The following is a 23,848-nucleotide window of genomic DNA, read 5'->3' on the forward strand; positions in this document are numbered from 1 at the left end:
CAGCCGCTGACAGGTCAGCAGCCGTCGACGATCCGGCACAGGTCGGCGTACCAGTCTTCCGGCTCCAGCGACAGGGTGCGGACCGACTCGGCCCCGGTCTCCCCGTCGGGACCCGGCTGGTGGTTCACGTAGCTCAAGGTGGAGTCGCGGATCTGCCACGCGTCCCGGAGATTGCCCTCGAAGCCGACCTGGGCCACCATCCGGTCGGACCGCCACACCTGCAAGCCGGACTCGACTTGCACAAGAAGCAGGTCGCCGTGGAACCCGATGAGGCGCTCGATGTTCTCCCCGGTGATCCGCTTGCCGTCGGACAGTTCGATCTCGCGCAGGCCGGGTCGGAGCACCGCGGTCCGTTCGCCGTCGGTTGCCACGCCGCCGGGGAAGGCTCCGCTGCTGTCGACGTCCCACCGTGACATCCGGCGCCACTGGCGGACGTCCCAGACCTCGACCGCCGAGGTGGCGTCGAGGACGACCTCGTCGGGCTTGCCGGGCCTGGGCAGGATGTGGCCCTTGGCCGCGACGAACCGCAACGCCTCGGGGTTGTCGGTCAGCTCCTGCTCGCCCAGCGGCTTGCCCGAGTCGATCCGCCATCGGCTCAGCGTGCCGCCGTACAGGACGACGACCTCGTCGTCCGACAACGGCACTGCCGACGGCTCCGAACCGGGCACCCGGATCCCGGGCAGGCTGATGGCGCGTTCCAGGCGCAGGTCGTCGTCCAGCACATAGAGGTTGTCGCCGATACCGATCAGAAGCCGCCGGCCGTCCGGGGTGAATGCGAGCGTGGTGCTGTTCGGGGGAGGCTCGAAGGGCCCCGGCAGGGCAGCACGGGCCAACTCGACGCCCTCCCTGTCGACCAGCCGGACACCGTCCCCGGTCAGACCTGCCCACGCCGACCCGTCTGGCCGGAACACCGCTCGACCCATGGCCTTGGGTACCAGCGGTGAGGTGAACGGGCGCGCCGCGCGGACGCGGAAGATGCTGTCCGAGCCGACTACCCAAGCGTGGAAGCCGTCGTCGTCGACCTGTCCCACCACCTCCGCTCCGAGGTTCGGCTTCACCCCGAACGTGACCGGGTAGAGCCGGCCGGATCGCCAGTGCAGGTACCAGTGAAACCGGCTCGACGCGCCGCCCATCGAGACATCAAGGAACTCGCCGGTCGCCTCAACGCCCGGGTAGCCGCGCAGGCACCCGAAGGGTCCGGTCCGGTCCTCGTCGGGCGTGTGGCCGTAGAACAGCAGGTGCCGGTCGGTTCCACACCCGCCGACCGCCTCGCCGTAGCCCAGGATCGCGGCGCCGGCGGGGTAGTCGCGGACAACCGACCAGCCCGCGACCTCCAGCAGAACAACATGGTTGTCCTTGATGGCCAACACCCGGTCGCCGGGCACGCTCACGGCCCGCTCCAACCGCAGGGTGGTCGTGGCCACGACGCGCGCACGCGCCACATCCCAGACTGTCACGGCCTCGCCGAGGCCGGCCACCCTGTCGGGGGAGCCCGTCAGCCTTCCGCCCTCGACGTCGAACCGGAGGCCGGCCGCGGTGCCGGGCAGGGACACCGGTCCCTGGCGGTCCCGCCACACCAGTACCTCGCGGGTGGTGGCGACGGCGACCTGACGGCCGTCCCGGCTCACCGCGACCGCCTGTGCGCCCTCGACCGGGGGCTGCCACCGATCGGCGCCCTGCCACACCGTGACGTGCCCTTCCGCATGGATGAAGGCGATCACGGCGCCGTCGGCGCTCGCGGCGGTGCGCACCGCGGTGCCCGGCTCGACCCGCTCGGCGTCCCACCACTCGAACCGGTGCTCCAGCAGCGCGGCGTAGGCATCGGAGTTCCCGGGGGAGCCCCGCCACGCCCTGAGCGCGAGGCGAAGCGACGCCAGCGGCTCGTCCGACACCTGCTGGAGTGATGTCCGCGCGTCGAGCGCGGCTTCTGTCTCGACGAGTTGCCGCGCGATCCGGTCCCGCTGGACCTGGGTCACCGCGAAAAGCGCGGCGGCGACGAGCGCGACGACGGCGAGCACAGCCGTCACCGCCCGCCACCTCCGCGTCTCGCGCCGCTGCCGCGCCACGCTGCGAGCCACGTAGTCGCGTTCCGCTTCGGACAACTCGTCGCCCCGGCGTGCCACCCAGTCCTGCGCACGGGCCAGAACTCCGCCGCCGAGCAGGCTTTTGGGATCGCGGCCGGAGGACGCCCACTGCTCGCGCCGCTGGTCCAGCTCCGTGCGCCACGTGACGAACTCGCGGTCCGCGTCAAGCCAGTCCCGCAGTCGCGGCCACTGGGCAGCCAGCGCCTGGTGCGTCAGCTCCACGAACTCGCCGACCACGACCAGCCGGGAGTCCGCGAGCGTCGCGAGGAGGCCGTGGTCGTCCACATCGGACAGCGGGATGCGCCTGCGAGTGTAGCCGCCCGCGCCGTCGGGTCGGGCGAGCCTGGTCAGCACCCGACGCACACGGTCCTTGTCGTCCACCCGGAACCACAGCGTGCGCTCGGCGTAGCGGGCCAGCGCGCCGGACACGCCGCCGATCTCGTCGTAGGCGGCGTGCGTGAGCCTGCCCTCGTGCCGCGACCGCCACAGCTCCGTGAGCGCGAACTCCACCAACGGCAGGCGTCCCGGCTCGGTGCCCGCGTCGCTCAGGACGCGGTCGACCAGCCCGTCCTCGAACACGACCCCGCCTACGGACTTGACCGGCTCGGTGATGGCGGCGCGCAATCCGTCCCGGTCCAGCGGGCCGACGAACACCACGGCGTGGTCCAACGCCTCGGCCGTCTCGGAAGTGAGCAGCGCGTCCAGTGAATCCGAGCGTGCGGTCAGCACGGCGCGCAGGCGTGGTTTGCGCTGCGCGCCGACGAGGTCGGTGATTCTGCCCAGCAGGGCCGCCGCCCGTGCCGGGTCCGTGTCGACCACTTCCTCGAACTGGTCGACGAACAGCACCGCGTCCCCTTCGTCGGCCTCGAAGTCGGTCAGCGCCGCCTCGACGTCCGCACCGGCCGCGTGGATGTGCGTGTCCGGCCGCAGCAGGGGCAGCAGGCCGGCCTTGACCAGCGAGGACTTGCCGCTCCCGGACGGGCCGACGACCAGCGTGAGGCTCCGGTTGCGGACGTAGCCCAGCAGTCGCTCGATGTCGGCGTCACGGCCGTGGAAGAGCGGCGCGTCGGCCTCGGCGAACGACTCCAGGCCGCGGTAGGGATCGGGCAGGACGGCCCGCCACAAGGAACCAAGCGCACTGCCGGGCAACAGGAACGCCGTGCCGGCGCCCGCCCGCGCCACCAGCATTCCGACGACACCACCGGCGGCCTCGTCCCATACCGGTGCGCCGCTGAAGCCGAACTCGACCCGCCCTGCGACCTCCAACTGGATCCAGCCCGTGGCTTGGCGGCCCCGGACCACCCCGGTCACCCAGAAGCCGTCGTCGAAGCGCTTGGGAAAGCCGCAGGCGCGGAACGGGTGGCCCCAGACACCGTCCTCGGGTGCGATCGGGACCGGCGTTGCGCCGTCGGGTGGGCTGACGCGCAGGACCGCGACGTCCCCGGTGCCGTCCGCCGCGACCGGCGTCCAGGACACGACCTCGCCCTGCGCCGTCGCCGCTCCGGGGATCAGCGGGAACTCGACGGTGATCGGCCCGGCGGGCGGGTCGGCGGCGGTCGCGTCGGCGGCGATCACATGCGCGCAGGTCACGACGAGATCCGCGGCGATGAGGAACCCCGCACCCGCCACCTGCCCGTCCGCGTCGCGAAACCGGGCCAACGCCGGGCCGATCCTTTCGGTCACGATCACGACTTCACCGTATAGCGGCATCCCGGACGGAGGAATACGGACCAAGTCTGCCGAACACGTGGGACACGTTGAGCGGATGGCGGGTTGCGACGGCGGATCTGCATCGTGCGGACGACACGCGGGGCTCGGGACTGACCGTGCTGCGGACCACCGCTCAGACATGATCCGCCGACGATGACGCACAGGACTGACGACAACCACCCGACCGTGACGGTTACCGGCGGCTCGTCACGAGGCCCCTCGACCCGTGGCCAACACCGCCCGTGAGGCCGTGGTCTCCGGCAGCGCATTCCTCGCGGGTGGCTCGCAATGACACGGCGGCGAGTTGTGGGTGATTTCGCGATCGGGGTCGCTTCTCCGCGATACCTCGTCTTCGCCGCCGTCGGCCTTCGGCACCACGCGTCAGCGGGCGTTGTCCGCGTAGTCGTGCCAGCTCGGTTCGCGCTGGGCCAGTTCGCGCCACGTCGGCCACGGCTGCCCGGTGGTCTGCCGCACCAGTTCGCCGGGCAGGCTGAACGGCGGGGCCTTGTGCGGCTTGGCCAGCGCCTGGGTGACGACCGCTTCGGCCAGCGCGGCCGTCCCGCCGAGCCTGGGGTAGGTGGCGTGGACGCGGTCGGCGTAGCCCTCGGGTAGCGGGTGCGCCGCGTCGGGGGTCAGGTCGTAGCCCGCGCCGAGGGTGACCAGGGCGATCTCCGGTCGTTTCCGGGTGGCGACGCTGAAGCTGAGGTGCAGGGCGATGGCGTCCCACACGACCTCGACCCGGTCGGCCGGCACACCCCGGTCGGTGAGGAAGGTCGCGGCGAGGTCCGCGCCGTCGACCTCGAAGGTCTGGTCGCCGTTGCCCTGCTCGCTCAGGCCGACGTCGTGCAGGACGCAGCCGAGGAACAGCAGTTCGTCGTCGTAGTCGGCGTCGGGGCGCAGGCCGTTGCGCTCGCCGAGGAAACGCCCGTACAGGTAGGTGCGGACGCTGTGGTTGAAGATCGCCGGTGTTTCCGCGGTCCGCGCGAAGCGGATCGCGGCTTGGGCGACGTCGGTCGTGGGGAGTTCGAGGTCCATCACACACCTGTTCCGAGTCGGAGGATCGCGCACAACCTTCAAGCTGCCTGAAGCTTAGCGCAGCCTTCAGGCAGCTTGAAGGTGGGGTTCCGAAGCGGGGACCTCCGCGCTTCAGCCGGTTCCGGAGTCCCGGTCCGGATCACCGCGCCAGATCCGGCTGCGCAGGTCCGCGCCGCGGATGACCTGGACGCGCCACGGCGTCAGCCGCAGCACGTGCAGCCGCGGGTCGGAGGGCGCGGTCCAGAAGTTGCCGAGGTGGTAGCCCGCGCCGCGCGGGCTGGTCCGCCGGTACAGCTCCCACACGTGCTCCTTGGTCGGCAACGCGTTGTCCCACCGGGCCTCGGCCTCGATGGCGACGGAGTTGTTGCCCGGCGCCCAGTACGAGAAGCTGGTGTGCGGGTTGCGGGCCAGGTGCGCGGCCTTGACCGGCGTGCGGTACGTGGCCAGCCACCCGAGCGGTTCGCCGTCCACGTCCTCCCACACCGGGATCAGCACCCTGGTCCGCGGGCGGTTCCGCGCGTCGACGGTCACCATCGTGGCGTACCTGATCGCCCCGACGTAGGCGTCGAACTCGGCCCGCAGGTCGGCGAAGCGCGGGACGACCTCGGTCATGCGCCACCGCCGAACGACTCGACCACGCGGGCGAGGCTCGCGGCGCCGTGGCCCTCGGCGACCTGCCGGTCGACCAGGTCCTTCAACGGCCGCAGGGTGGGCGCGGCGACGCCCAGCGACTGGCAGGCGCGCAGGATCGTGGCCAGGCCGGCCCGGTTCATGTCCAAAGAGGACTCTTCGGTCGCAAAGTCACCGCGGTCGATCTCGTCGGCGAACCCGGACAGCGCCGGGAACACGCCGGTCAGCCACGACACCAGCGCGGGCGTCAGCTCGGCCGCGTCGATCCCGGCGGCCCGGCCCATCGCCGCCGCGTGCAGGAACCCGCCCAGCGTCCCGTACATCCCCGCGAGGACGGCCACGTCGAACGCCGACGCCCGCCCCGCGTCCGCGCCCAGGAACGTCCCCTTGGCCAACAGGTCCAGCACGGCGCGCCAGTCCTCGTGGACCCGCGCGGAACCGCTGTAGCTCACCGACGCGTCGTCCGTGCCGAGCGTCTGCGGCACGGCGTAGACGGCTGCGTGCAGGTAGTCCGCGCCGTGCTCGGCCGCCCAGTGGGCATGCGCCCGCGCGTCCTCGGGGCCGCCCGAGGTCAGGTTCACCACCGCGCGGCCCCGTGCCGCCTCGCCCACGTCCGCCAGCACGTCGCGCACGACCGAGGGGTCCAGCAGGGCGACGACCACCAGTGGGCTCGCGGCGAACGCGTCGGCCGCCGTGCCCGCCTGAGTCGCACCGGCGGAGACCAGGTCCGCCGCCTTGCCCGCGGACCTGTTCCACACCGTCGTCGGGTGGCCGCCGCGCAGGAAGAGCCGGGCCGCCGCACGGCCCAGGTTGCCGAGCCCGATCACGCTCACCGGGGCGTTCACGCCGCCACCTGCGCGCGCAGGACCTCGATGACGCCCGCGAAGCTGGACGAGCCGTTCCCGGCGGCCCGCGCGCGTTCCATCGTGGACTTGAGCAGTTCGGGCAGCGCGTTGTCCAGGCCGCGTTCGGCCGCCGCGTGGAGGAGGTGCCCGATGGCGGCGATCTGCACGTCGATGGTGGCGTCGTCGCCGGGGTAGTGGCCGGCGTCCACCTGGGACGCGTACCGGGTGAGGAAGCTGTTCACGGTGGTCAGCCACCGGATCGCCACCGGCGTGAACGCCGTCGCCGCCGTCCCGTCCGCGCCGACGAGCGCGGCGCCGTGCAGCCAGCCGGTCATGGTCGACCACATCAGGCCGAGGAGCGCGGAGTCGTAGAGCGCGGCCAGACCGGGGTCGTCGCCCAGGTGCACGGGGTCGCCCAACGCCTCCAGCGCGGCGTGGTGGGCGTCGAACGCGGTGCGCGGGCCGCTGTAGAGGACCATCACCTCGCGGCTGCCGACACCCGGCGGTGTGGTCATGATCGCGCCGTCGAGGTAGTCCGCGCCGTGCCCGTCGAACCGGTCCCGAGCCGCCCGCGCCTGCTCGGCGCTGCCGGAGGTGAGGTTGACGAAAGCCTTGCCCGCCAGCAGGTCCGTGCACCCGTCGAGCGCGCCGTAGAGGGCGTCGTAGTCGAGGACGCAGGCGATGACGAGCGGGCTCGCCGCGATCGCCGCGCTGGGCGTCGGCGCGAGGAGCGCGCCCCGCTCGACCAGTGGCTGCGCCTTGGCCGGGGTGCGGTTCCACACCGTCGTCCGGTGGCCGCGGTCGAGCAGGGCGCCGGCCAGCGCCGTGCCCATCGCCCCGGTCCCGAGGACGGTCACGGGCTGGGGAACAGAGGTCATGTCGGTCTCTCCCGGATGAGTCCCGCGTCGAGGCGGGGTGATCAACTCCCCTCCACCCTCGCAACGCGGGTCCGCCTCGACCAGTGGCACTGATGACGGCCTTCACCAAATTCTTGCCATAGGATCGGTGGTATGAGCGTGGGAACCGTCGCCCTGGTCGTGCCCGACGAGATCGACCTCGTCTCCTGGGACCTGTACGAGCTGAGCATCCCCGCCACGGTGTTCGGCAAGCCCCAGCCCGACCTGGCCGACCCGTGGTACGAGCTGCGGCTGTGCGGGACCGGTGAGCGCTCCGGCCACGCGGGACCCGGCTTCGGGCTGCGCACCCCGTACGGCCTGGACGACCTCGTCGGCGCGGACACCGTCATCGTGGCGTCGGTGCCGGAGCTGTGCGTGGACGCGGCCGCCCCGGTGCCGGAACGGCTCGTCACCGCGTTGCGCCGGGCGCACGACGCCGGCGCGCGGATGGTGTCGCTGTGCACCGGCGCGTTCGCGCTCGCCGAGGCGGGGCTGCTCGACGGCCGCCGCGCGACCGCGCACTGGATGCACACCGCCGCGCTGGCCGAGCGGTACCCGAAGGTGGAAGTGGACGACTCGGTGCTGTACGTGGACGACGGCGACGTGCTCACCAGCGCGGGCATGACCGCGGGCCTCGACCTGTGCCTGCACCTCGTCCGCCGCGACCTCGGCCCGCACGTGGCCAACCAGCTGGCGCGCCGCATGGTCGTGCCGGCCCACCGGCCGGGCGGCCAGGCGCAGTTCATCGACCTGTCGGTGCCGGCCAGCGACGAACGCGGACTGGCGCCCGTGCTGGAGTGGGCGCGGGCCAACCTGGACCGGCCGCTGACCATCGAGGACCTGGCCCGCCGCGCGGCCGTGAGCCCGCGCACGTTCTACCGGCGGCTGCACGAGACCACCGGCACCACGCCCCTGCAGTGGCTGCTCAACCAGCGCCTCGGCCGGGCGCAGACGCTGCTGGAGTCCACCGACCTCCCGGTGGAGAAGGTGGCGGAGCTCAGCGGCCTCGGCACCGCGAACAACCTGCGCCACCACTTCGTCAAGCAGATCGGCGTCTCGCCCAGCGACTACCGCCGCGCCTTCCCCCGTGCCGCGGTGACACGCTGACCGCGCCGCCCGGCCGCTACCAGAAGTACACCCGCCGGCCAGTCCTCCTCCGACGGCGTATTTTGTCGCCTCCACTGTCGCTTAGATCTTCTCGGAGAAGATCCGCTGGCACCCGACGGCGGGCAGGGCGGTGATCTGGATGTCGAGGTCCTCCTGGACGCCCAATTCCAATGGTCCTCGACCAACCCTGCTTCCATGGTCGCTGTCCCGCGGATGGTCCAGCACCCCGCCCCGATGGCGGATAGCTCACGGCCGAGGCCGGGCGGGGTGCGGCGTTCCAGGGTGTGCACGCTGTCGCGGCAGACGTCGCTTGTGCAGTGGCGGCTCGGTGGTGAAGCCGAACGCGCCGATGAATCGACAGGGGTCGCAGCCCTTTGACGACGGGGCCTCGCCTGCATCGAGAACTACTCGACTTCGGCTTTCACCCAATTCCCCGACGCATAGACCGCCACCGTCCTACGCCCCGACAGCTCCTTCACGCCCACGAGAAGATGCCCGTCCTTGACCTCGACGAACTCGCCCTGCGCATGCTCATTCTCATCGATGTTGTCCGTGCCCGGCTTGAGGTACTGCACTTTCACTGCCATGCGTCGCATCCTGTCGCCAATACCGCCACAACGCCTTGCGAAACCCCTCGACACGACCCCACCGCAGGCATGTGCGGCGAACCGGTCGTGGCCCGGATGCGGCGGTGGCACGCTGCCATGACCGGCCCGCGAAGCCGGCCCCGCACCGGAGTTGAACGCCGGCCCGCTTCCGCCGGCGCAAGTCCGAGCGTGGGTCCAAGACCGGCTTCACCGGTCTTGGACCGGATGTTCGAGGTCGGGTTCAGATGGATGACCGTTGTTCCCAGCCCGGCGGCGCGCCCGCGATACCCAAGCGGTACCCGCCCGGGTCCACAGATCCGCTGATCGCCCGGTCGACCCCGGACCTCAGCGCGCGTCTTCCGCCTCGGCTTTCCACTGCCCGTTGTCGGGAATCGACTTGTCGGGTATCACGACCTGGATGATGGACGGCTTGCCCGAGCCGGCCAGTGCGCCGGTCACGGCATCCTCCAACTCCCCGTACGTGCCGGCCTTCCACCCGTGACAGTCGAACACCTCGGCCAGCTTGCTGTAGTCCCACCGGTGCAGGACGCACGACGGGTAGAACGGGGTGTTGTCGGTGAAGACAGTCGCGTCGGCGAGCCACTGCTCGACCCCGTAGACCCCGTTGTCGATCACGAAGATGATCGGGTCCAGGTGGAACCGGGTTTGCGTCGAGAGGCATTGGGCGGTCATCTGGAAACCGCCGTCACCCGAGAAGACGATCACCCTCTGGTCGCTCCCCTTGGCCAGGCAGATGCCCGTCGCGGCGGGTCCCGCGTAGCCGATGGCCGAGTACGACGACTGGGCCACGAACGCGCCCTGAGCGGGCACGTGGAGCAGCAGGCTTCCGAGGTAGTTCATGCTCGCGTCGCAGCCGACGATGGTGTTCTCGTCGACGAACTTCTGGATGAAGTCGTAGAACCCCTGGTACGTGATCTGGCCGGCCGAGTCCACGGTCGGCACGCGTTGGACCGGCTTCTCCGGCAGGTGCGGTGTCCTGGGGGCGACCTGTTGTGCCAGCAGCCCTTCGATCAGGTGCTCCAGCGCGACCTGACCACCGAAGAAGGTGCCGAACTTCACCGCGTCGAACGACGCGAACGCCGTCGTGGCGAAGTCGTGCTGCCAGCCCAGCGAGTTGATGTCGGTCAACCACACGCCGAGGGCCAGGGTGAAGTCGGAGTTCCCGACCAGGTCCGTGACGGCGGTCGAGGACGCCTTGCCGTCGAACACGCCGACGAACAGCTCGTCGTCCTCGGGAAGCACGGCTTTGCTCAGCAGTTGCGTGACGAACGGGACGTTCAGCTGGTGGATCAGCTCCAGCGCCTTGTCCTGCAGGCCGAAGCGGTCGATCTCCGGGCCGATCCAGATGAGGGGGTTCTTCGCGTTCCTGAGCTCCGCGCCGATCCGCGCGACCGACTGCTTGAGGCTTTCCGGGTCCGACAGGGTCCTGGCCCGCTTCAGCTCGCCCCGCGGTGGCTCGCACTCCAGGTCGACCATGTCCTGGAGCAGCTCGATGTAGACCGGGCGTCGTTCGCTGACGCACCGGGTCAGCGCCTGGTCGATCAGAGCCGGCGCCAGGTCCGGGTTGTCGATCCTCGCGGTCGCGACCGTGACGTGCTCGAACGACTGGAGGTCCGTTTCACTGCCGCTGATGAAGTGGTGCGCGCTGAAGCCGGTCTGTTGGAAGGTGATGGTCTTCTCGGTGCTCGGGGCCCCGTTGATCAGCACGAGCGGTACCTTTTCGACATAGGCGCCGGCGAGGGCGTTCACGGCGCACAACGCGCCCGCGGAGTAGGTGACGCACAGGGCTCCGATGCCCTTGAACCTCGCGTACCCGTCCGCCGCGTAGCCGGCGTTGACCTCGTTGACCTCCTCGATGATCTCGATGCGGCTCGGTGTGACGTACTCGTTCAACCAGTCGATCGAGTAGTCGCCCGCGATGGAGAACAGGTGTCGCAGGCCCAGCTGCTCCAGCCGGTCGACCAGGTACTGCCCGACGGTGTATCGCTCGTCCATGACTTGACCACCTCCGGGGTCAGTAGTCGCTCGCGCCGCCGAACAGGCGCGGCAGGTAGATGTCGAAGATCCCCGGGCACTTGCGCTCGGGATACCGGCGGATCAGGAAGTCCTTGAAGGCGTCGTCGGTGAGCCCGTCGCCGGCGGCCTGTCGAGCGGCCGAGAGGTACTCGATGTTGCGGGCGACCTCGTTCTTGTCGGCCGGCAGGCCGTGGCCGGGCAGGAACAGCTCGTAGTCCTCGGCCAGCAGATCCCGCAGGACCTCGATCCAGTGGCCCATGTGCTGGGTGAGGTAGAGGTGGGTGCCGCTGTAGAGCAGGTCCTGGGCGAAGCAGACGCCCAGGTCCGGGAGCTTGACGGTGAGGTGGAAGTCGATCTCGGTTTCGACCACCCGGTCGAAGGTGTACCTGACCCCGTCGATCGTCTCGTCGCCGGGGACGGCGACCTTCTGCGGGACGACCACCCGGTCCGGGAGGAGGTCGCCGAGCTTCCAGTGGTCGCTCCTGGAGTCCTCGCCGTGGTCCTGGATGAAGCCGATGGTTTCCGGCAACGCGTAGATCGTGGTGTCGGCGAACGCGGCGCCCAGGCCGAACCAGTGGTCGGGGTGCCGGTGGGAGAGGTACACCCGGTCGATCGGCTTGCCCAGGCCGTCCGCGTAGGCCCGGAAGGCCCGCGCGTACGGGGCGAGGAACTGCCCGTCGATGAGGACCAGTTGGTTCCGGGTCTCGACGATGTGCGTGGCGTTGGCGATGTTGTCGTCGGTGAAGGAGGCGACGAAGGTGTGGATGCGGACGTCGCCCGTCTGCTTCACGACCATGCTGATGGGGTCGGACAGTTGAGCGGGCATTCGGGAACTCCCTGACGTGGTGGAGGGGTGTGGCTGCCCTCGTCACGCACCTCCGCCGTGGGCGGCGGCCAGCGACGGTGCACCGGCCGGGACCTGCGCGGTGCGTGCGATCCGCTCCCGCAGCTCGGCCAGCGCGGCGAGGGCGATGTCGTAGGCGCCGGCGACGCCGGGCACCGGTCGGTCCTCGTCGCGCCGCCAGAACCGGCGGCGTGTCATGCGCATCGAGCTGTCGAACGGTGGGATCGCGTTGAACACCTCGACCAGGTACGGCCCGCGGTAGACGGGTTCGACCTCGGGCAGGATGGCGTCCCACGGGATCCAGCTGTCGTGCACCGCGCCCCGGTCGGGTGCGGAGATGTGGACGTAGTGCAGCCGATCCCGCTGCACGGCTCGGGCGACGTCGTCCTTGAAGACCGAGGGCCCCCGACTCTCCATCACGACCTGCGCCGTGTCGATCGTCACCCCGCACTGCGCGTCGCCGAGGTCGTCGAGGAAGTCCAACACCTCGGAGACCGTGTTGGGTCCGGGGGTCTCCCAGTTCTTGACGGGCTCGATGGCGAGCTTCACCCCGCGCGCCGCCGCGTACGCCGACAGCTCCTCCAGGACGGGACGCGCCGCGCGGTAGCGCGGTTCCATCCAGTCCTGGAGGGCGTCGCTCCAGATCGGCTCGCCGGCGTCGGTGACCGGGAAGGCGCCGTAGGGGTAGAGGAACGGCCCGGACATGATCGAGTCGCCGCTCAGCACCCGGGTGATGTCCACGCGGGACTTGAGGTAGGCCAGGGCTTGATCGCGCTGTTGTTCGTACGGTGATGTCGGGTCGAAGGTCTTGGTGGTCCCGACGTTGGTGGTGAACTTGACGCCGGTGAGCCCTGCCTCGTCGAACGCCTTCTTGAGGCGGGCGTAACTCTCGATCTCGGCCTGGTGCTCGACGGTCGGGGGGCGGCCGGCGATGTGCAGGTCGAAGCCGTCGTAGCCCATCTCGGTGAGGGTCTGCAGGTGGCGGACCAGGACCTTGGTGTACTCGGTGTCCTCCGGCCTCAGGTCGGCCGTGAACATGAAGAAGCTGAAGAACACGTCTCGCTTGCCTGTCGCGTTCATGCCTGGTGTCCTCTGCGTGCGGTGATCCGGTGTCGGCGGTGCTGCCGAGCCCCGCTACCAGCCCAGGAGTTCGGTGAGGTGGGCGCGGGCACTCTTGGCGTACTGGAGCGGGTCGGCCGTGCGGGGGTCCTGCTCGGCTTCCACGACCAGCCATCCCTCGTAGCCGGCGTCGGCCAGCACCTCGAGGACGGGCTTGAACTTGATCGCGCCGTCGCCGGGCACGGTGAAGACGCCGAGTTCGATGCCGTCCTGGAACGAGAGCCCGTCCGCGCGGACGCGGTCGGTGAACTCCGGCCGGATGCTCTTCATGTGGACGTGGCCGATGCGGTCGGCGTGGGCCTTGGCCACTTCCAGGGGCGCCAGCGGGTCGCCGGTGGCGAAGGCGATGTGACCGGTGTCGAGCAGCAGGTGGACCAGGGTCGGATCGGTCGAGGCCATGAGCCGGTCGACCTCGTCGGGGTACATCACGCCGGTGCCCATGTGGTGGTGGTAGCTCAGCCGCATCCCGGCCGAGTTGGCGATCTTGCCCAGCTCCTGCAAGCCCGACGTCAGGTCGTCCCACTGGGCGTCGGTGAACACGGGGCGGTTGGCGAACAGGTCGACGGGCTGCAGGTGCGACGACCCGCCGAACTCGGCCACCACCACCTCGGTCCCGCCCAGCGCCTTGATGCGGGTCAGCGTGTCCTCGAAGGCGTCGATCGTCTTCTGCCGCATGTCGTTGATCGTGAAGTACGTGCTCGTCCAGGGCTCGGACACGCGCAGGCCGCGGAGGTCGAGCGCGGCCTTGAGCACGGTGTTGTCCGTGGGGAACTTGTGCCCGATGCTGGTGCCCTGGAAGCCCGCCAGCGCGGCCTCGCTGACGGCCTGCCCGAAGGGGATGCCCGCGTCGATCGTGGGGAAGTCGTCGTTCCACCACAGGGTGCAGCAGACGCCCAGCATCACCTTGTCCGGGCTGAGGCGATCACCCAGTTCTGTCATGGCTTCGGCCTTTCAGGTACCGGTCTTCGATGGCGGGTGGTCGTGCCCAGGCGCCGTAGCCGGGGGCCTTGGCGCCCGGGGGGTTGGCCGCGATGGCACGCCACAGCAGCCCTTCCTGGTAGGAGGCTGCGGTGACGGTGGAGGTCTCGGCCGCCGGTTGGGCCCCGTAGCTGTCGGTCCACTCGGGTGGCAGGCCGTACCACGTCCCGGCGTACCAGAGCTTGATCACGTTGCGCGCCACCGGCCCGAGGCGCTCCTCGCTGAAGATCCGATGGCGCAGCGCCCGGTCGAGCCGCTGCGGGTCGGGGCGTGCGCCGTCCTCGGCCGCCTCGGTCCTGGCCGCCCGGTGGGCCTCCAGCAAAGCGGTGACGACGTCCTCGCCGCAGGCGTCCCGCACCTTGGCCAGGTACTGGCGGGCCAGGCCGGTGCCGAGCAGGTCGGTCCGCTCGAAGGCGGTGAGGTCGACCGAGAGGGAGAGGAAGTCCTCGAGCGCGTCGGGGGTCATCGCGCCACCGCCCGCGCCGCCTCGTCGGTGCCCCGAGAGGCGCCCGGGGCGGAGTCGACCGCGGTCGGCATCTCGAAGGTGGGAGCGGCGTGGAGGCCGCCGCTGCCCGGCAGGGGGTTGCGGATGATCCGGTTGATCCCGTCACGCAGCCGGAACATGTACCAGATGGCGTCCAGCAGGAGGCTGGGCTTGCCGTTGAACGCGGTGTCGAGGAGGCCGAGGAAGGCGAAGTACTCGGCGTTGAAGTCCCGGGCCACCTGGGCGAGCTCCGAGTCCACCGGGTAGTCGGCCAGCTTGGCGTTGACCTTCACCGGGTAGACGGCGTCCCAGTCGATGTCGAGCCGCGGTCCCGACGGTGCGTCGTGGGGGGAGTCGCCCTTCTGGTAGTACCTGCCGAAGTGCAGCTGACGGAACCGGTAGTAGTGGGCCAGCTCTTCCTCTTTGTCGTAGATCCCGCCATCGAGGCCCTCGCCCTGTTCGGCGATGAACTCCAGCGCCCGCAGAGCGGAGTTCAAATCGGAGACGACGATCACCTGCCCGCCGCCGGAGTAGAAGTACTCGGGCCTCACCTGCCGGGCCGGGTCACCGCAGAACAGGTCGGGTTCCTGGGCCGCCACCACCTGCAACCCCTCGATGATCTCCGCGTAGAACTCGCCGATGCTGTAGAAGCGCATCTCCTCGCGGGTCGGGCTGGTGACCAACGACGGCGTGGCGGTGCTCGACGCGGGCATCAGCCGTGCGCCGTCGGGAGCCAGGGCCGGCCGCTCGATCTTGCAGAACGTCTCCACCGCCTCGGGCGAGAAGGGCCGCAGGTCGACGACGAAGTCCCGCTCCCCGTCGGGCAGGTAGGTCGGGTAGGACGGCACGAAGTCGGGCCGGGTCAGGTCGGGCGTCCCGCCGATGGCGTTCAGGACGTTGGCGACGAGGGTCAGGTGCAGCATCTCCTCCACCGCGACGACTCGGATGATGTGGGCGGCGTCGGAGTTGGTGGTGGGGTGGATCGAGTAGTACGCGGTCAGGTAAGGGGGGATGGTCGCGTGCTCGAGCACCATCGCCTTGTGCAGGTACTTGATCAGGTCGTCGCGGTCGTTGATGGTCGTCTCGATCACAGGGTCACCTCCCGCGGCAGGCCCTGGGCACGCGCCTCCGAGGTGACGCGGATGGGCGCGGACTCCTTGGCGAGCTGGTCCAGCATCGCGCGGACGCTGCGCAGGCTCAGGGCGGCGATGGTGAGCGTCACGTTCGACGTGCTCACGGTGGGCATGCTCCCCCCACCGACCAGGTAGAGGTTCTCGTGGTCCCAGGACCGCTGGTCCTTGTCGACCACCGACATCGACCGGTCGTGGCCCATCATGTGGGTGCCCGCGAGGTGGTTGCCCCCTCGGATCTCGTAGCCTTCGCCGCCGTAGACGGCGTAACCCCAGAAGCTCGGGTCGTACTGGGTGTGGTCCTCGGCTCCGAGGCGGGCGAAGATCCGCTTCGACAGCTGCCGGGCGTACGCCACGCCGCGCATCGTGTAGTCGGGGATGTCGTAGGTCAGGATGGGCCGCATGTTCCCGAGGTGGTCGGTGTAGGCCGGGTCCACGGTGACGCGGTTGCTCGGGTTGGCGGGCACCTCGACCATGAACGCCAGCAGCAGCTGGGTCGACACCCGGTCCACCAGGCCCTGCCGGAGGGACTCGCCGTACCGGCCACCCGCGTCCACCAGGTCGGCCAGGTCGCTCATCGGCGCGCCCCTGGCCCAGCCCCAGCCGTCGTTGTGGATGTCGACGCTGAACGCCGCCTGGCGCCGGCGGAAGCGGCCACCGCGCAGCTCGGTGATGCCGCCGGTGCAGTTCGTGCCGCGGAAGGTGCCCGCGGGCTCGGGCAGCCGCGCCCACGCCAGCAGGTAGGCGTGGTCCATGAAGTTGCGCCCCATCAGGCCGTTGGAGCCGCGCAGCCCGGAGGCCAGCATCAGCCGCGGGTTCTCCACCGCGTTGGCGGCCAGGACGAACAACCTGCTGCGGGCCCGCTCGGTGGTGAAATGAGCGCTGTCGGGCTTGTCGTAACGGCGGTACTCGATCTCGGTCACCCGGCCCGTGTGCTCGTCGACGTGCACCTTGTAGGCCACCGCCTGGCCCACCAGGTGCACTTGGGGGTTCTGGAGGGCCCGGGCGAGCGTCTTGCCGGCGTGGTACTTGGCCTGCACCGGGCAGATGGGCACGCAGTTGTTGTTGCCCTGGCACCGTTCGCCGACCTCGACCTGGTAGGTGCTCACCGCACCCTCCGGCACGTAGCCCTCACCGCCGTTGTACGCCGGGTTCGGCACCCCGTTGCGGCCCTGCGGCCACGGTCGGACCCGCAGCTCCCGCTGCACCCCGTCCAACTCGACCGGCATCCCGTCGACGTCCCGGGCGACGACCTGGTCCAGGTACGACAGAGGCAGCCCCTGCATCGGGAACACGTAGTCGTCGTCGAACGTGATCCCCAGGTAGGACTGGTCGTCCACGTCGGCGGAGACGCCGATCTCGTATTCGGCCTCGTTGTAGTACGGCGCGAGGTCCTCGTAGGTGAGCGGCCAGTCCGCACCCTCGCCGTAGAGCGAGCGCATCTGGAAATCCTCGGGAAGCATCCGCGGCGTCTTGGCCTCCCAGTGCATGGTGGTGCCGCCGAGGACCCTCGTGTACGTCGTGTCGGTCGCGAACGGCCCGCTCTGGACGATGTAGGCCGACGAGTCGGGCACGCCCGGGAAGATGCGCCGCGCGTCGGTGCCGCGCGGCATCGGGGCGTTGGGGTTGACCGGGTAGGGGGATTGGTTGTCCTTGTTGGTGGCGGAGTAGAAGCGGTCGAGGTAGCTCTCGTAGCCCCTCAGCGTGAGGTCTTCGGCCGGACCCGCGTCGAGGATCAGCACGCTCTTGCCCGCAGCGCCCAGCCGTGCGGCGATCAGGGCCCCGGCGATCCCGCCGCCGACGATGACGGCGTCGTAGACGACGCCGCCCGCTGTCGTGGGGTCGGTGCGCTTCGCCTCGCCTTCGGGGAATTTCACGAACATCAGGCATTCACTCCTCCGCCGGGCCGCGGGCGCGGCCGGGCCGGTGTGGTGGTCGTTCGGGATCGGTGGGGTCGGCCACGCCGTCACACGGCCTGGGCACGGGCCCGCATGGCGGACAGGTACGCGGAGTAGCTCCACGTCAGGTTGCGCACGCTGCGCTCGTAGCCGGTGGTGCCGTCGAACTGCTCGGACAGCTCCAGGTGGTCGCTGTGGTAGACGACGGCACGCACCATGCCGTCACCGGTCGCCACGAGGGCGTCCGCCGCGTCCGCCGGGGACGTCGACGCGTCGATGCCGGACTGGACGAAGAACGGGGCGGACAACTCGTCCACGGGCACCTTGCCGCTCGACTTGATCTCGGCGGCGAGCTTGTAGTGCAGCTCGGCGACGTTGCACGTGGACAGGGCCCAGGGGTGGCCGCCGAGCATCGGGTCCGACGTGTCGCCGTCGTAGACGTCACCGGGGTAGCGGCCGAACAGCGGCCCGATGCCGAACCGCTCCCGGTCGGACTTGTTGATCGGGTAGAAGGCGATGCCGCCCTCCTCCCACTGCGCGCGCAGCTGGGCCGCGGTGGCCAGCAGCTTGGTGTCCGTGACGGGAACGGCGCCGTAGACCGCCGCCTGGACGATGTCGACGTTCGGGTCGTACCCGCTCACGACCGGGTCGTGCGGCGACGGCTGGACGCCGTTGCCCCGGTCGGCCATCACGCTGACGTACATGCTGCCGTCCCAGTGGTCCGCGAGCGCCTGGCGCAGCCAGTCGGTGGCGGGCCGCAGCCCGGCGGGCTTGTCGATGCCGGGGATGGTCGAGGCCAGGACCTCCTGGAAGCAGCGCAGCTGGGCGGACCGGGCGAAGAAGCTGTAGCCGGCGTGCTCCTCCCACAAGTTCGTGGTGGGGTTCTGGTAGACGCCGAGGAGGTAGGCCACGTTCGCGTTCACCAGGCCGACCGCCCGCTTCCGGGAGTCGGTGTCGAGCTGGTCGTAGGCGGCCAGGATGGTGATCGACTGCAGGGCCGGGCCGTCGTTCTGCTCGCTCCACGGTCGGACGTCGCCCGCGATCGTGAAGCAGGCGTGGCCCTTGGTCCACGGCGGCTGGGCGTTGGCGTGGCAGAGGTCGGCGAACGCCACGTAGTCGTTGAGCGCCTCCACGGACCCGCCCAGTCCGGTGGGCATGACGGCCTTGGCCACTTCCATGGCCGTGATGGCGCCGTCGCGCACCCAGTTGAAGACGTAGTCCTGGTCGATGCCCGGGGTCTGCGCAGGGAAGGACGGCGCGGCGATGACGCAACCCGGCTTCGAATCCCGGGAGCGGTCGCCCGGCGACTGCGGATCGCTGAAGACGAAACCGTTGCTGGCGATGTTGCGGAACATGAGGGTGTACATGATCGGCACGAGCGACGGCAGGTCGACCGCACTGGAGTTCTGGACGCTCTCCCGCGCTGGAGAAGTGCTGGCGGGTCGATTCGTGCGCGCGGGCAGGTCGAGCGGGGCAGCGGACGTGAGCATGGCTGACTCCGTATATTTGTCGAGCGTGTTCGCGCGATCGAAAAGCGGTGATACCCGCTATTCGTCCACGTTGGGCACAGGCGTGCGAAAACGAGCACGAGACTGGCGGCCGTCGCGCCGTCAGTGATCTGACCAGCGGTTATCTGCCCTGTTGACGCCTGTGGCCAACCCCGGTGGCACCGCTGTCCGCAATAATGTGGCGAATTAGGTTTCGCCGATCATGGGACCTCCACCCTCCGCCGGAATGGCGTGCCGGAACGGCCGGCGGAAGCCGTTCCCGTGTTCGCCGCAGGTATCGCCAGTGCGTCGAACATAGGGTTCGGGCGGCTACCCGGGGAAGACAATGGCGAAACGAGCACCTTCGAGTGTGGCGCGATTTCCACGAACAGCCTAAGGGCGTCACTTGCTGTGCGTTCTTCCGCGCCGGCGCCACGGGCAGTCCGTCACCGGTTGTGTGAGCCGTGGCGACGTGCCCCGCGACACCCCGTCGGACAAGGGTGTCGCACCTCGCCATCGCCGGCGGTCTGTGGTGCTGATGACGACGTGGCCGAGGTGTCGTCTGATCTGGCGGAGCGCGTGACCCGATCATGCGCAACCGAAGACCGCGGCTGCCGGCTGTGCATGTCCGGTCGAGGGACCGAGTGCTCTGGCCGGCCGTGCGCTCCCGACGTGCACGGTCCTGCGGGGGAGGTGGTGTGGAAAGGTTTCGCCGCGCGTCCAGGGTCGTTGGTGCGCTCGCCGGCACCGGGGCGTGGCTGCGGCGCCGGCCGGTCAGTCGTAGCCGCCGAACATGAACAGCGAGATCCGGTGGTCCGACGGGTTGGCCAGGCCGTGCAGGTTGCCGCCCTTCAGCAGCGCCAGGTGCCCCGCCCGCAGCAGCCGCACCTCGAAGCACCGGGTCCGCAGGTCGGTCTCGGCCCAGTCGCCGATCACCATCCAGCCCTCGCCGTCGAGCATCAGGAACGCCTCGGAGTTGTCCCGGTGCCGGTGCAGGCCGATGCCGCACCCGGCGTCCAGCACGTGCAGGTCCATGTAGTCCACGGCCAGGAAGGGCTCACGTGCGCCCGCGGCCGCCTTGCGGCCGAACGCGTCCAGGTTGTGCGGCTCCAGCGTGCGGCCCAGCTCGCCGGACCCGGTGAACCGGAAGTAGTTCGACAGCAGGTTGCGGTACTCCAGGAACCCGATGCCGCCGTGCGGGTTCGGGCTGCGGCCGACCTCCAGGAACGCGTCCCAGCCGCGGACCACCATGCCGAACGCGAGGGTCACCGGCCCGACCTCGGTGGCGCGGTCCGCGCTGCGCCACCGCAGCACGACCCGCAGCGGCCGCACCGGGTGCAGCAGGTGGTCCGGCGCGATGTCGCGGACGTCCCGGCCGTCCAGCCCCGCGCGGGCGAACGCGTCCGGCGCGCCGCGCGCCAGGTCGGGCCGCGCCTGGAGGATGCCGAGCTTGAGCGACTGCCGCCCGCGCGCGCCGACCCGGGACTCCAGGTCGGCGCCGCCGTAGCCCCACAGCTCGGCGACGTAACGGCCGCTGTCGGGGTCGTAGGGCGCCTCCACCTCGGCCTGCCCGCCGCCCTCGACCCGCACGTCCACCAGCAGCCGGTCGCCGAGCGATCCCCGGTGCGCCCGCGCGAGCGCGCTGTCCGGGCCCGCGCGGTGGGACAGGTGCAGGAACGGGCCGGTCCAGTCGCCCGCCAACGCCCAGCCGCGCACCGCCCTGGTGTCGCCGAGCCGGAAGTCGGCGACGTTCTGCTTCTGGAAGTCGGTCTTGAAATCCTGCGCGGCCGGGTCGAGGACGTCGGTGTTCGGGCTGCTCGGCCCGTACAGCGCCAGCCACTCGTGCGGCAGCAGGTACTGCAGCGACGGCGTCGCGTAGCACTCCAGCTCGGCCGCGAGCCGGGTCTCCTGCACCACCGTGAGCAAGCGCTCCAGCGGGTTGTCGGACGAGTAGTTCGGCACGGCGCCGGGCTCGACCCGGTGCACGGTGTCGCCTTGGGGTAGCCGCACGGCCCCTCCTCTCGGGCTGGTACGCCGGATCACGGCTGGTACAGGAACGCGACGAACTTCAGCGGCTCGTCGCCGTCGGCGCGGATGCCGTGGATGCCGCCGCTCTTGGTGAACAGGGTGCTGCCGGGGCCCACGGCGACCTCGCGGCACGGCTTGGGCCCGATGCCGTACACGTGGCGCTCCACGACCGGCTCGTCCGCGGCGTCCGGGTCGTCGTCCACGCCCAGGTAGGCTCGTCCGCGGCCGGACACCACGTAGTACAGCTCCTCGGAGCCGATGTGGCGGTGCGTGCCCTCCACGACACCGGGCGGGATGGTCACCTCGTGGAAGAACACCAGGTCGCCGCCCAGTTCGCGCTGCACGAGCCAGCGCATCTCCAGCACGTTGCCCTCGCCCGCGTCCGGGTTGCCCGGGTCCATCATGGCGTTGCGGTAGCGCACCGGCGGCACCCGCGCCGCGTCCGCGACGAACCACCCGCGCCGGTAGTCCAGCAGGTAGTTCAGGTCGCGCACGGTGTTGTTGTCCGAGGACGGCGCCGGGTCGCGCGGCTCCTGGTGCGAGCGCAGGAAGTTGTTGTCCCACTGGACGTCGGCCACCGGGTGGCCGGTCGGCGTGGTCATCGCCACCTCGCTGAACGCGACCTCCAGCCGCCGCAGCGCCCTGATGTCGACCAGTGCGGGCGCGAGGGCCGGCGGGCGCGTGATCGGGGCGTTCGCGCCCATCAGCGGCAGCACGCGGTAGTCGTGGTGGGTGGGCTCGGGTGGTTCCAGGGTGTCCCACATCTCCACCGCGTAGGCGTCGACGGCCTTGTCGTAGCGCAACGTCACCGTCGCGTCGGCGGTCAGCGAGCCGTCGGCGGGCAGCAGCCGCACCCAGGCGTTCAGCGAGTCGCCCAGCCGCCGGCCGCGTTCGCGGACCAGCTCGGTGAGGCGGCCCGCGCGGTACTCCAGGCGCAGCACGCTGCACAGCCGCGCGCCGTCGAGGTACACGCTGCCCTTCATCGCGGTGATGTCCGGGCCGTTGCGCACCTCGTCCACGTCGTAGCGGTAGCGGGGGCTGCGCGCGGCGTGCAGGTAGCGCGAGTGGTAGATGCGGTCCGGGTAGAACACGACCCGGAAGATCTCGTTCTCCGGCTGGGTGAAGATGTCGTCGAAGGCGGGGTCCACGGCGGTCACACCCTCGTGGTGAGCAGGTCGCCGACGCGGAAGGCGTTGGCCTGGATGGTCAGGGTCGGGTTGGCGCCGCCCGAGGTCGGCATGAACGACCCGTCGGTGACGTAGAGGTTGTCGAACCGCCACGCGCGGCAGTCCGGGTCGAGGACCGAGTCGTCCGGGTCGGTGCCGAAGCGCGCGCCGCCGAGGACGTGGTTGGCGATGCGCCGCACGTCGTTGCCGACGTGGCCGTGGCCGATCACCTGCACGCCGTCACCGCCCGCGGCGAGGATGCGGCGGCACTGCTCGGCCAGCACGTCCATGACCGCGCGGTCGTGACCGTGCCAGCCCTTGTCGATGTTGGCGACCGGGCGGTTCCACTTGTCCCGCACCGCCGGGTGCAGGGTGATCCGGTTGGTGGGCAACGGGACCTGGTTGGCCATGAACGCCACCGACAGCTGCCGGCCGAAGTTCTCGGTCAGGTAGCCGTCGAACCCGTCGCCGCGCATGTCCAGGTCGTACAGGTAGCCCTTCCACATGGTGTCCATGTCGTTGGCGGCCCACGTGCGCGCCATGCTGATCGGCAGCGCCGAGTCCGACGTGTTGTTGTAGATCGCGCCGCCCGCCCACAGGTTGTTGGCGCGCACGAACTCCGGCGCGGCGCACGCGTCGGTGGCCCAGTCGGAGTCGAGCGTGCGCGACTTGTCGTGCCGGCCGGGCACGCGCGCCGACGCGCCGCCGAAGCAGTGCGTGAGGAAGTAGCGGCCGAGCAGGTCGTTGCCGTTGATCCGGTCCGCGAAGGCCGCGTCGCGCTCGGCGGACAGCTGCAACAGCCGCACCGACTCGATCGCGCTGCACGCCACCACGACGACCGTGCCCGACACCGTCCGCTCGCGGCCGAGCGGGTCGCGGTAGTGCACGGCGGTCACGCGCGGGCCGGTCGCGGACAGGTGCGTCACGGAGCAGTTGGCGCGCAACGAGAAACCCGGCTCGGCGGAGACCGGGTGCAGCAGCGACACCCACGTGTTCGACTTCCACCCCAGCGGGTCGCCGTAGCGGTTGACGAACGCCGTCTTGATCGACTCGCGGTCGGCGGGCACCGTGCGGCCGCTGGGCGCGTGGTCCTCGGTGATGACCGCCAGCGGCGTGCGGTAGCGGCGGTAGCCCAGCGCGTCCATCCCGGCCGCGACGTGCGCGCTGATGCTGTTGGGCGCCAGCGGTTGCTGGTAGTTGTCCACGCTCGCGGGCTTGAGCTGGCCGTCGCGCGTGCCGTTGATGCCGATCAGCTCCTCGGCGCGGCAGTACCACGGCTCCAGGTCGTCGTAGCCGAACGGCCAGTCGCGGGCCTCGCGGGCGACGTCGCCGTTGGGGTCGGCGCGCAGGTCGTCCCGGTCCCGGTTCACCGTGCGCAGCCGGAAGTCGTCGGGCGCGAACCGCAGCGACACCCCGCCGTAGAGCTGCGTGCCGCCGCCGACGACCTGGGCCGTGTAGCCCTCGATGGTCGCCTTGTCGCGGCCGTCGCTGTCGCGGTAGACGTGCGGCTCGTCGTTGAGGTCGGGCTCGACGTGGCTGGAGTAGAACGACACGCCGGTGTTGGCCACGCCCTGGACCCGCAGCACCTTCTCCGCGCCGGTGGCGAACTCCTCGTCGCGCTTGAAGTCCGACAGGCCGTCGGCGCTGGTGTGCTGGGCGTGGAACAGCGGCCCCTTCTCCAGCACCAGCACGCGCTTGCCCGCACGCACCAGCGCGTGCGCGACGGGTGCCCCGCCCGCGCCGCTGCCGATGATCACCGCGTCGAACGCCTCGTCGGCCATGG

18 protein-coding genes are annotated in these 23,848 nt (G+C 70.6%); 1 reads left to right on the forward strand and 17 read right to left on the reverse strand.

Annotated features, from left to right (window positions below; translation table 11 throughout):
- Window positions 1-14: 14 nt before the first annotated feature.
- The 5 genes from RIN75_RS09050 to RIN75_RS09070 all read right to left on the reverse strand — a co-directional run bounded on the left by RIN75_RS09050 (window position 15) and on the right by RIN75_RS09070 (window position 7,182).
- Window positions 15-3,773, reverse strand: a complete 3,759-nt coding sequence (locus tag RIN75_RS09050) for a serine protease (protein WP_309111363.1) — start codon at window positions 3,771-3,773, stop codon at window positions 15-17.
- Between the two features lie 402 nt (window positions 3,774-4,175).
- Entirely contained in the window at window positions 4,176-4,829 is a 654-nt protein-coding gene (locus RIN75_RS09055; RefSeq protein WP_309111364.1) for an HD domain-containing protein, read from the reverse strand.
- Window positions 4,830-4,940: 111 nt separating this feature from the next.
- Window positions 4,941-5,441 carry a pyridoxamine 5'-phosphate oxidase family protein gene (locus tag RIN75_RS09060; protein WP_309111365.1) on the reverse strand — a complete coding sequence of 167 codons (501 nt, stop codon included), beginning with the start codon at window positions 5,439-5,441 and terminating at the stop codon, window positions 4,941-4,943.
- Window positions 5,438-6,304, reverse strand: coding sequence for an NAD(P)-binding domain-containing protein (locus RIN75_RS09065; RefSeq protein ID WP_309111366.1), 867 nt, complete (start codon window positions 6,302-6,304; stop codon window positions 5,438-5,440). Before RIN75_RS09065 ends, RIN75_RS09060 begins: the two co-directional genes overlap by 4 nt.
- Window positions 6,301-7,182, reverse strand: a complete 882-nt coding sequence (locus tag RIN75_RS09070; RefSeq protein ID WP_309111367.1) for an NAD(P)-binding domain-containing protein — start codon at window positions 7,180-7,182, stop codon at window positions 6,301-6,303. The genes RIN75_RS09065 and RIN75_RS09070 overlap by 4 nt, the downstream gene beginning before the upstream one ends.
- 132 nt (window positions 7,183-7,314) lie before the next feature.
- On the opposite strand from RIN75_RS09070, the gene RIN75_RS09075 reads away from it, so the two are divergent.
- Complete coding sequence (locus RIN75_RS09075; protein WP_309111368.1) at window positions 7,315-8,307, forward strand: helix-turn-helix domain-containing protein; 993 nt, start codon at window positions 7,315-7,317, stop codon at window positions 8,305-8,307.
- Window positions 8,308-8,711: 404 nt separating this feature from the next.
- On the opposite strand, the gene RIN75_RS09080 is transcribed toward RIN75_RS09075, so the two are convergent.
- From RIN75_RS09080 to RIN75_RS09135, 12 genes are all read right to left on the reverse strand, one after another.
- A complete protein-coding gene (locus RIN75_RS09080; RefSeq protein ID WP_309111369.1) occupies window positions 8,712-8,894 on the reverse strand; it encodes a hypothetical protein in 183 nt (60 codons plus the stop codon).
- 345 nt (window positions 8,895-9,239) lie between these two features.
- On the reverse strand, window positions 9,240-10,910 hold the full coding sequence (locus tag RIN75_RS09085; protein ID WP_309111370.1) for a thiamine pyrophosphate-dependent enzyme: 1,671 nt from the start codon (window positions 10,908-10,910) through the stop codon (window positions 9,240-9,242).
- Window positions 10,911-10,929: 19 nt separating this feature from the next.
- A complete protein-coding gene (locus tag RIN75_RS09090; protein ID WP_309111371.1) occupies window positions 10,930-11,757 on the reverse strand; it encodes an MBL fold metallo-hydrolase in 828 nt (275 codons plus the stop codon).
- A gap of 42 nt (window positions 11,758-11,799) precedes the next feature.
- Window positions 11,800-12,855 carry a sugar phosphate isomerase/epimerase family protein gene (locus RIN75_RS09095; protein ID WP_309111372.1) on the reverse strand — a complete coding sequence of 352 codons (1,056 nt, stop codon included), beginning with the start codon at window positions 12,853-12,855 and terminating at the stop codon, window positions 11,800-11,802.
- Between the two features lie 54 nt (window positions 12,856-12,909).
- Window positions 12,910-13,833, reverse strand: coding sequence for a myo-inosose-2 dehydratase (gene iolE / locus RIN75_RS09100; RefSeq protein ID WP_309111373.1), 924 nt, complete (start codon window positions 13,831-13,833; stop codon window positions 12,910-12,912).
- On the reverse strand, window positions 13,817-14,338 hold the full coding sequence (locus RIN75_RS09105) for a hypothetical protein (RefSeq protein WP_309111374.1): 522 nt from the start codon (window positions 14,336-14,338) through the stop codon (window positions 13,817-13,819). The genes iolE and RIN75_RS09105 overlap by 17 nt, the downstream gene beginning before the upstream one ends.
- Window positions 14,335-15,447 (reverse strand): ferritin-like protein, encoded by a 1,113-nt coding sequence (locus RIN75_RS09110; RefSeq protein ID WP_309111375.1) that lies wholly within the window; start codon window positions 15,445-15,447, stop codon window positions 14,335-14,337. Before RIN75_RS09110 ends, RIN75_RS09105 begins: the two co-directional genes overlap by 4 nt.
- Complete coding sequence (locus RIN75_RS09115) at window positions 15,444-17,369, reverse strand: GMC family oxidoreductase (RefSeq protein WP_309111376.1); 1,926 nt, start codon at window positions 17,367-17,369, stop codon at window positions 15,444-15,446. Before RIN75_RS09115 ends, RIN75_RS09110 begins: the two co-directional genes overlap by 4 nt.
- Window positions 17,370-17,452: 83 nt before the next feature.
- Window positions 17,453-18,874, reverse strand: coding sequence for a glycoside hydrolase family 15 protein (locus tag RIN75_RS09120; RefSeq protein ID WP_309111377.1), 1,422 nt, complete (start codon window positions 18,872-18,874; stop codon window positions 17,453-17,455).
- Between the two features lie 771 nt (window positions 18,875-19,645).
- Window positions 19,646-20,881 (reverse strand): hypothetical protein, encoded by a 1,236-nt coding sequence (locus tag RIN75_RS09125; RefSeq protein ID WP_309111378.1) that lies wholly within the window; start codon window positions 20,879-20,881, stop codon window positions 19,646-19,648.
- Between the two features lie 29 nt (window positions 20,882-20,910).
- On the reverse strand, window positions 20,911-22,056 hold the full coding sequence (locus RIN75_RS09130; RefSeq protein ID WP_309111379.1) for a hypothetical protein: 1,146 nt from the start codon (window positions 22,054-22,056) through the stop codon (window positions 20,911-20,913).
- Entirely contained in the window at window positions 22,053-23,846 is a 1,794-nt protein-coding gene (locus RIN75_RS09135) for a GMC family oxidoreductase (RefSeq protein ID WP_309111380.1), read from the reverse strand. Before RIN75_RS09135 ends, RIN75_RS09130 begins: the two co-directional genes overlap by 4 nt.
- Window positions 23,847-23,848 lie beyond the last annotated feature (2 nt).

It is taken from the genome of Saccharothrix sp. (assembly GCF_031180885.1).
In the GTDB taxonomy this organism is placed as follows: Bacteria; Actinomycetota; Actinomycetes; order Mycobacteriales; family Pseudonocardiaceae; genus Actinosynnema.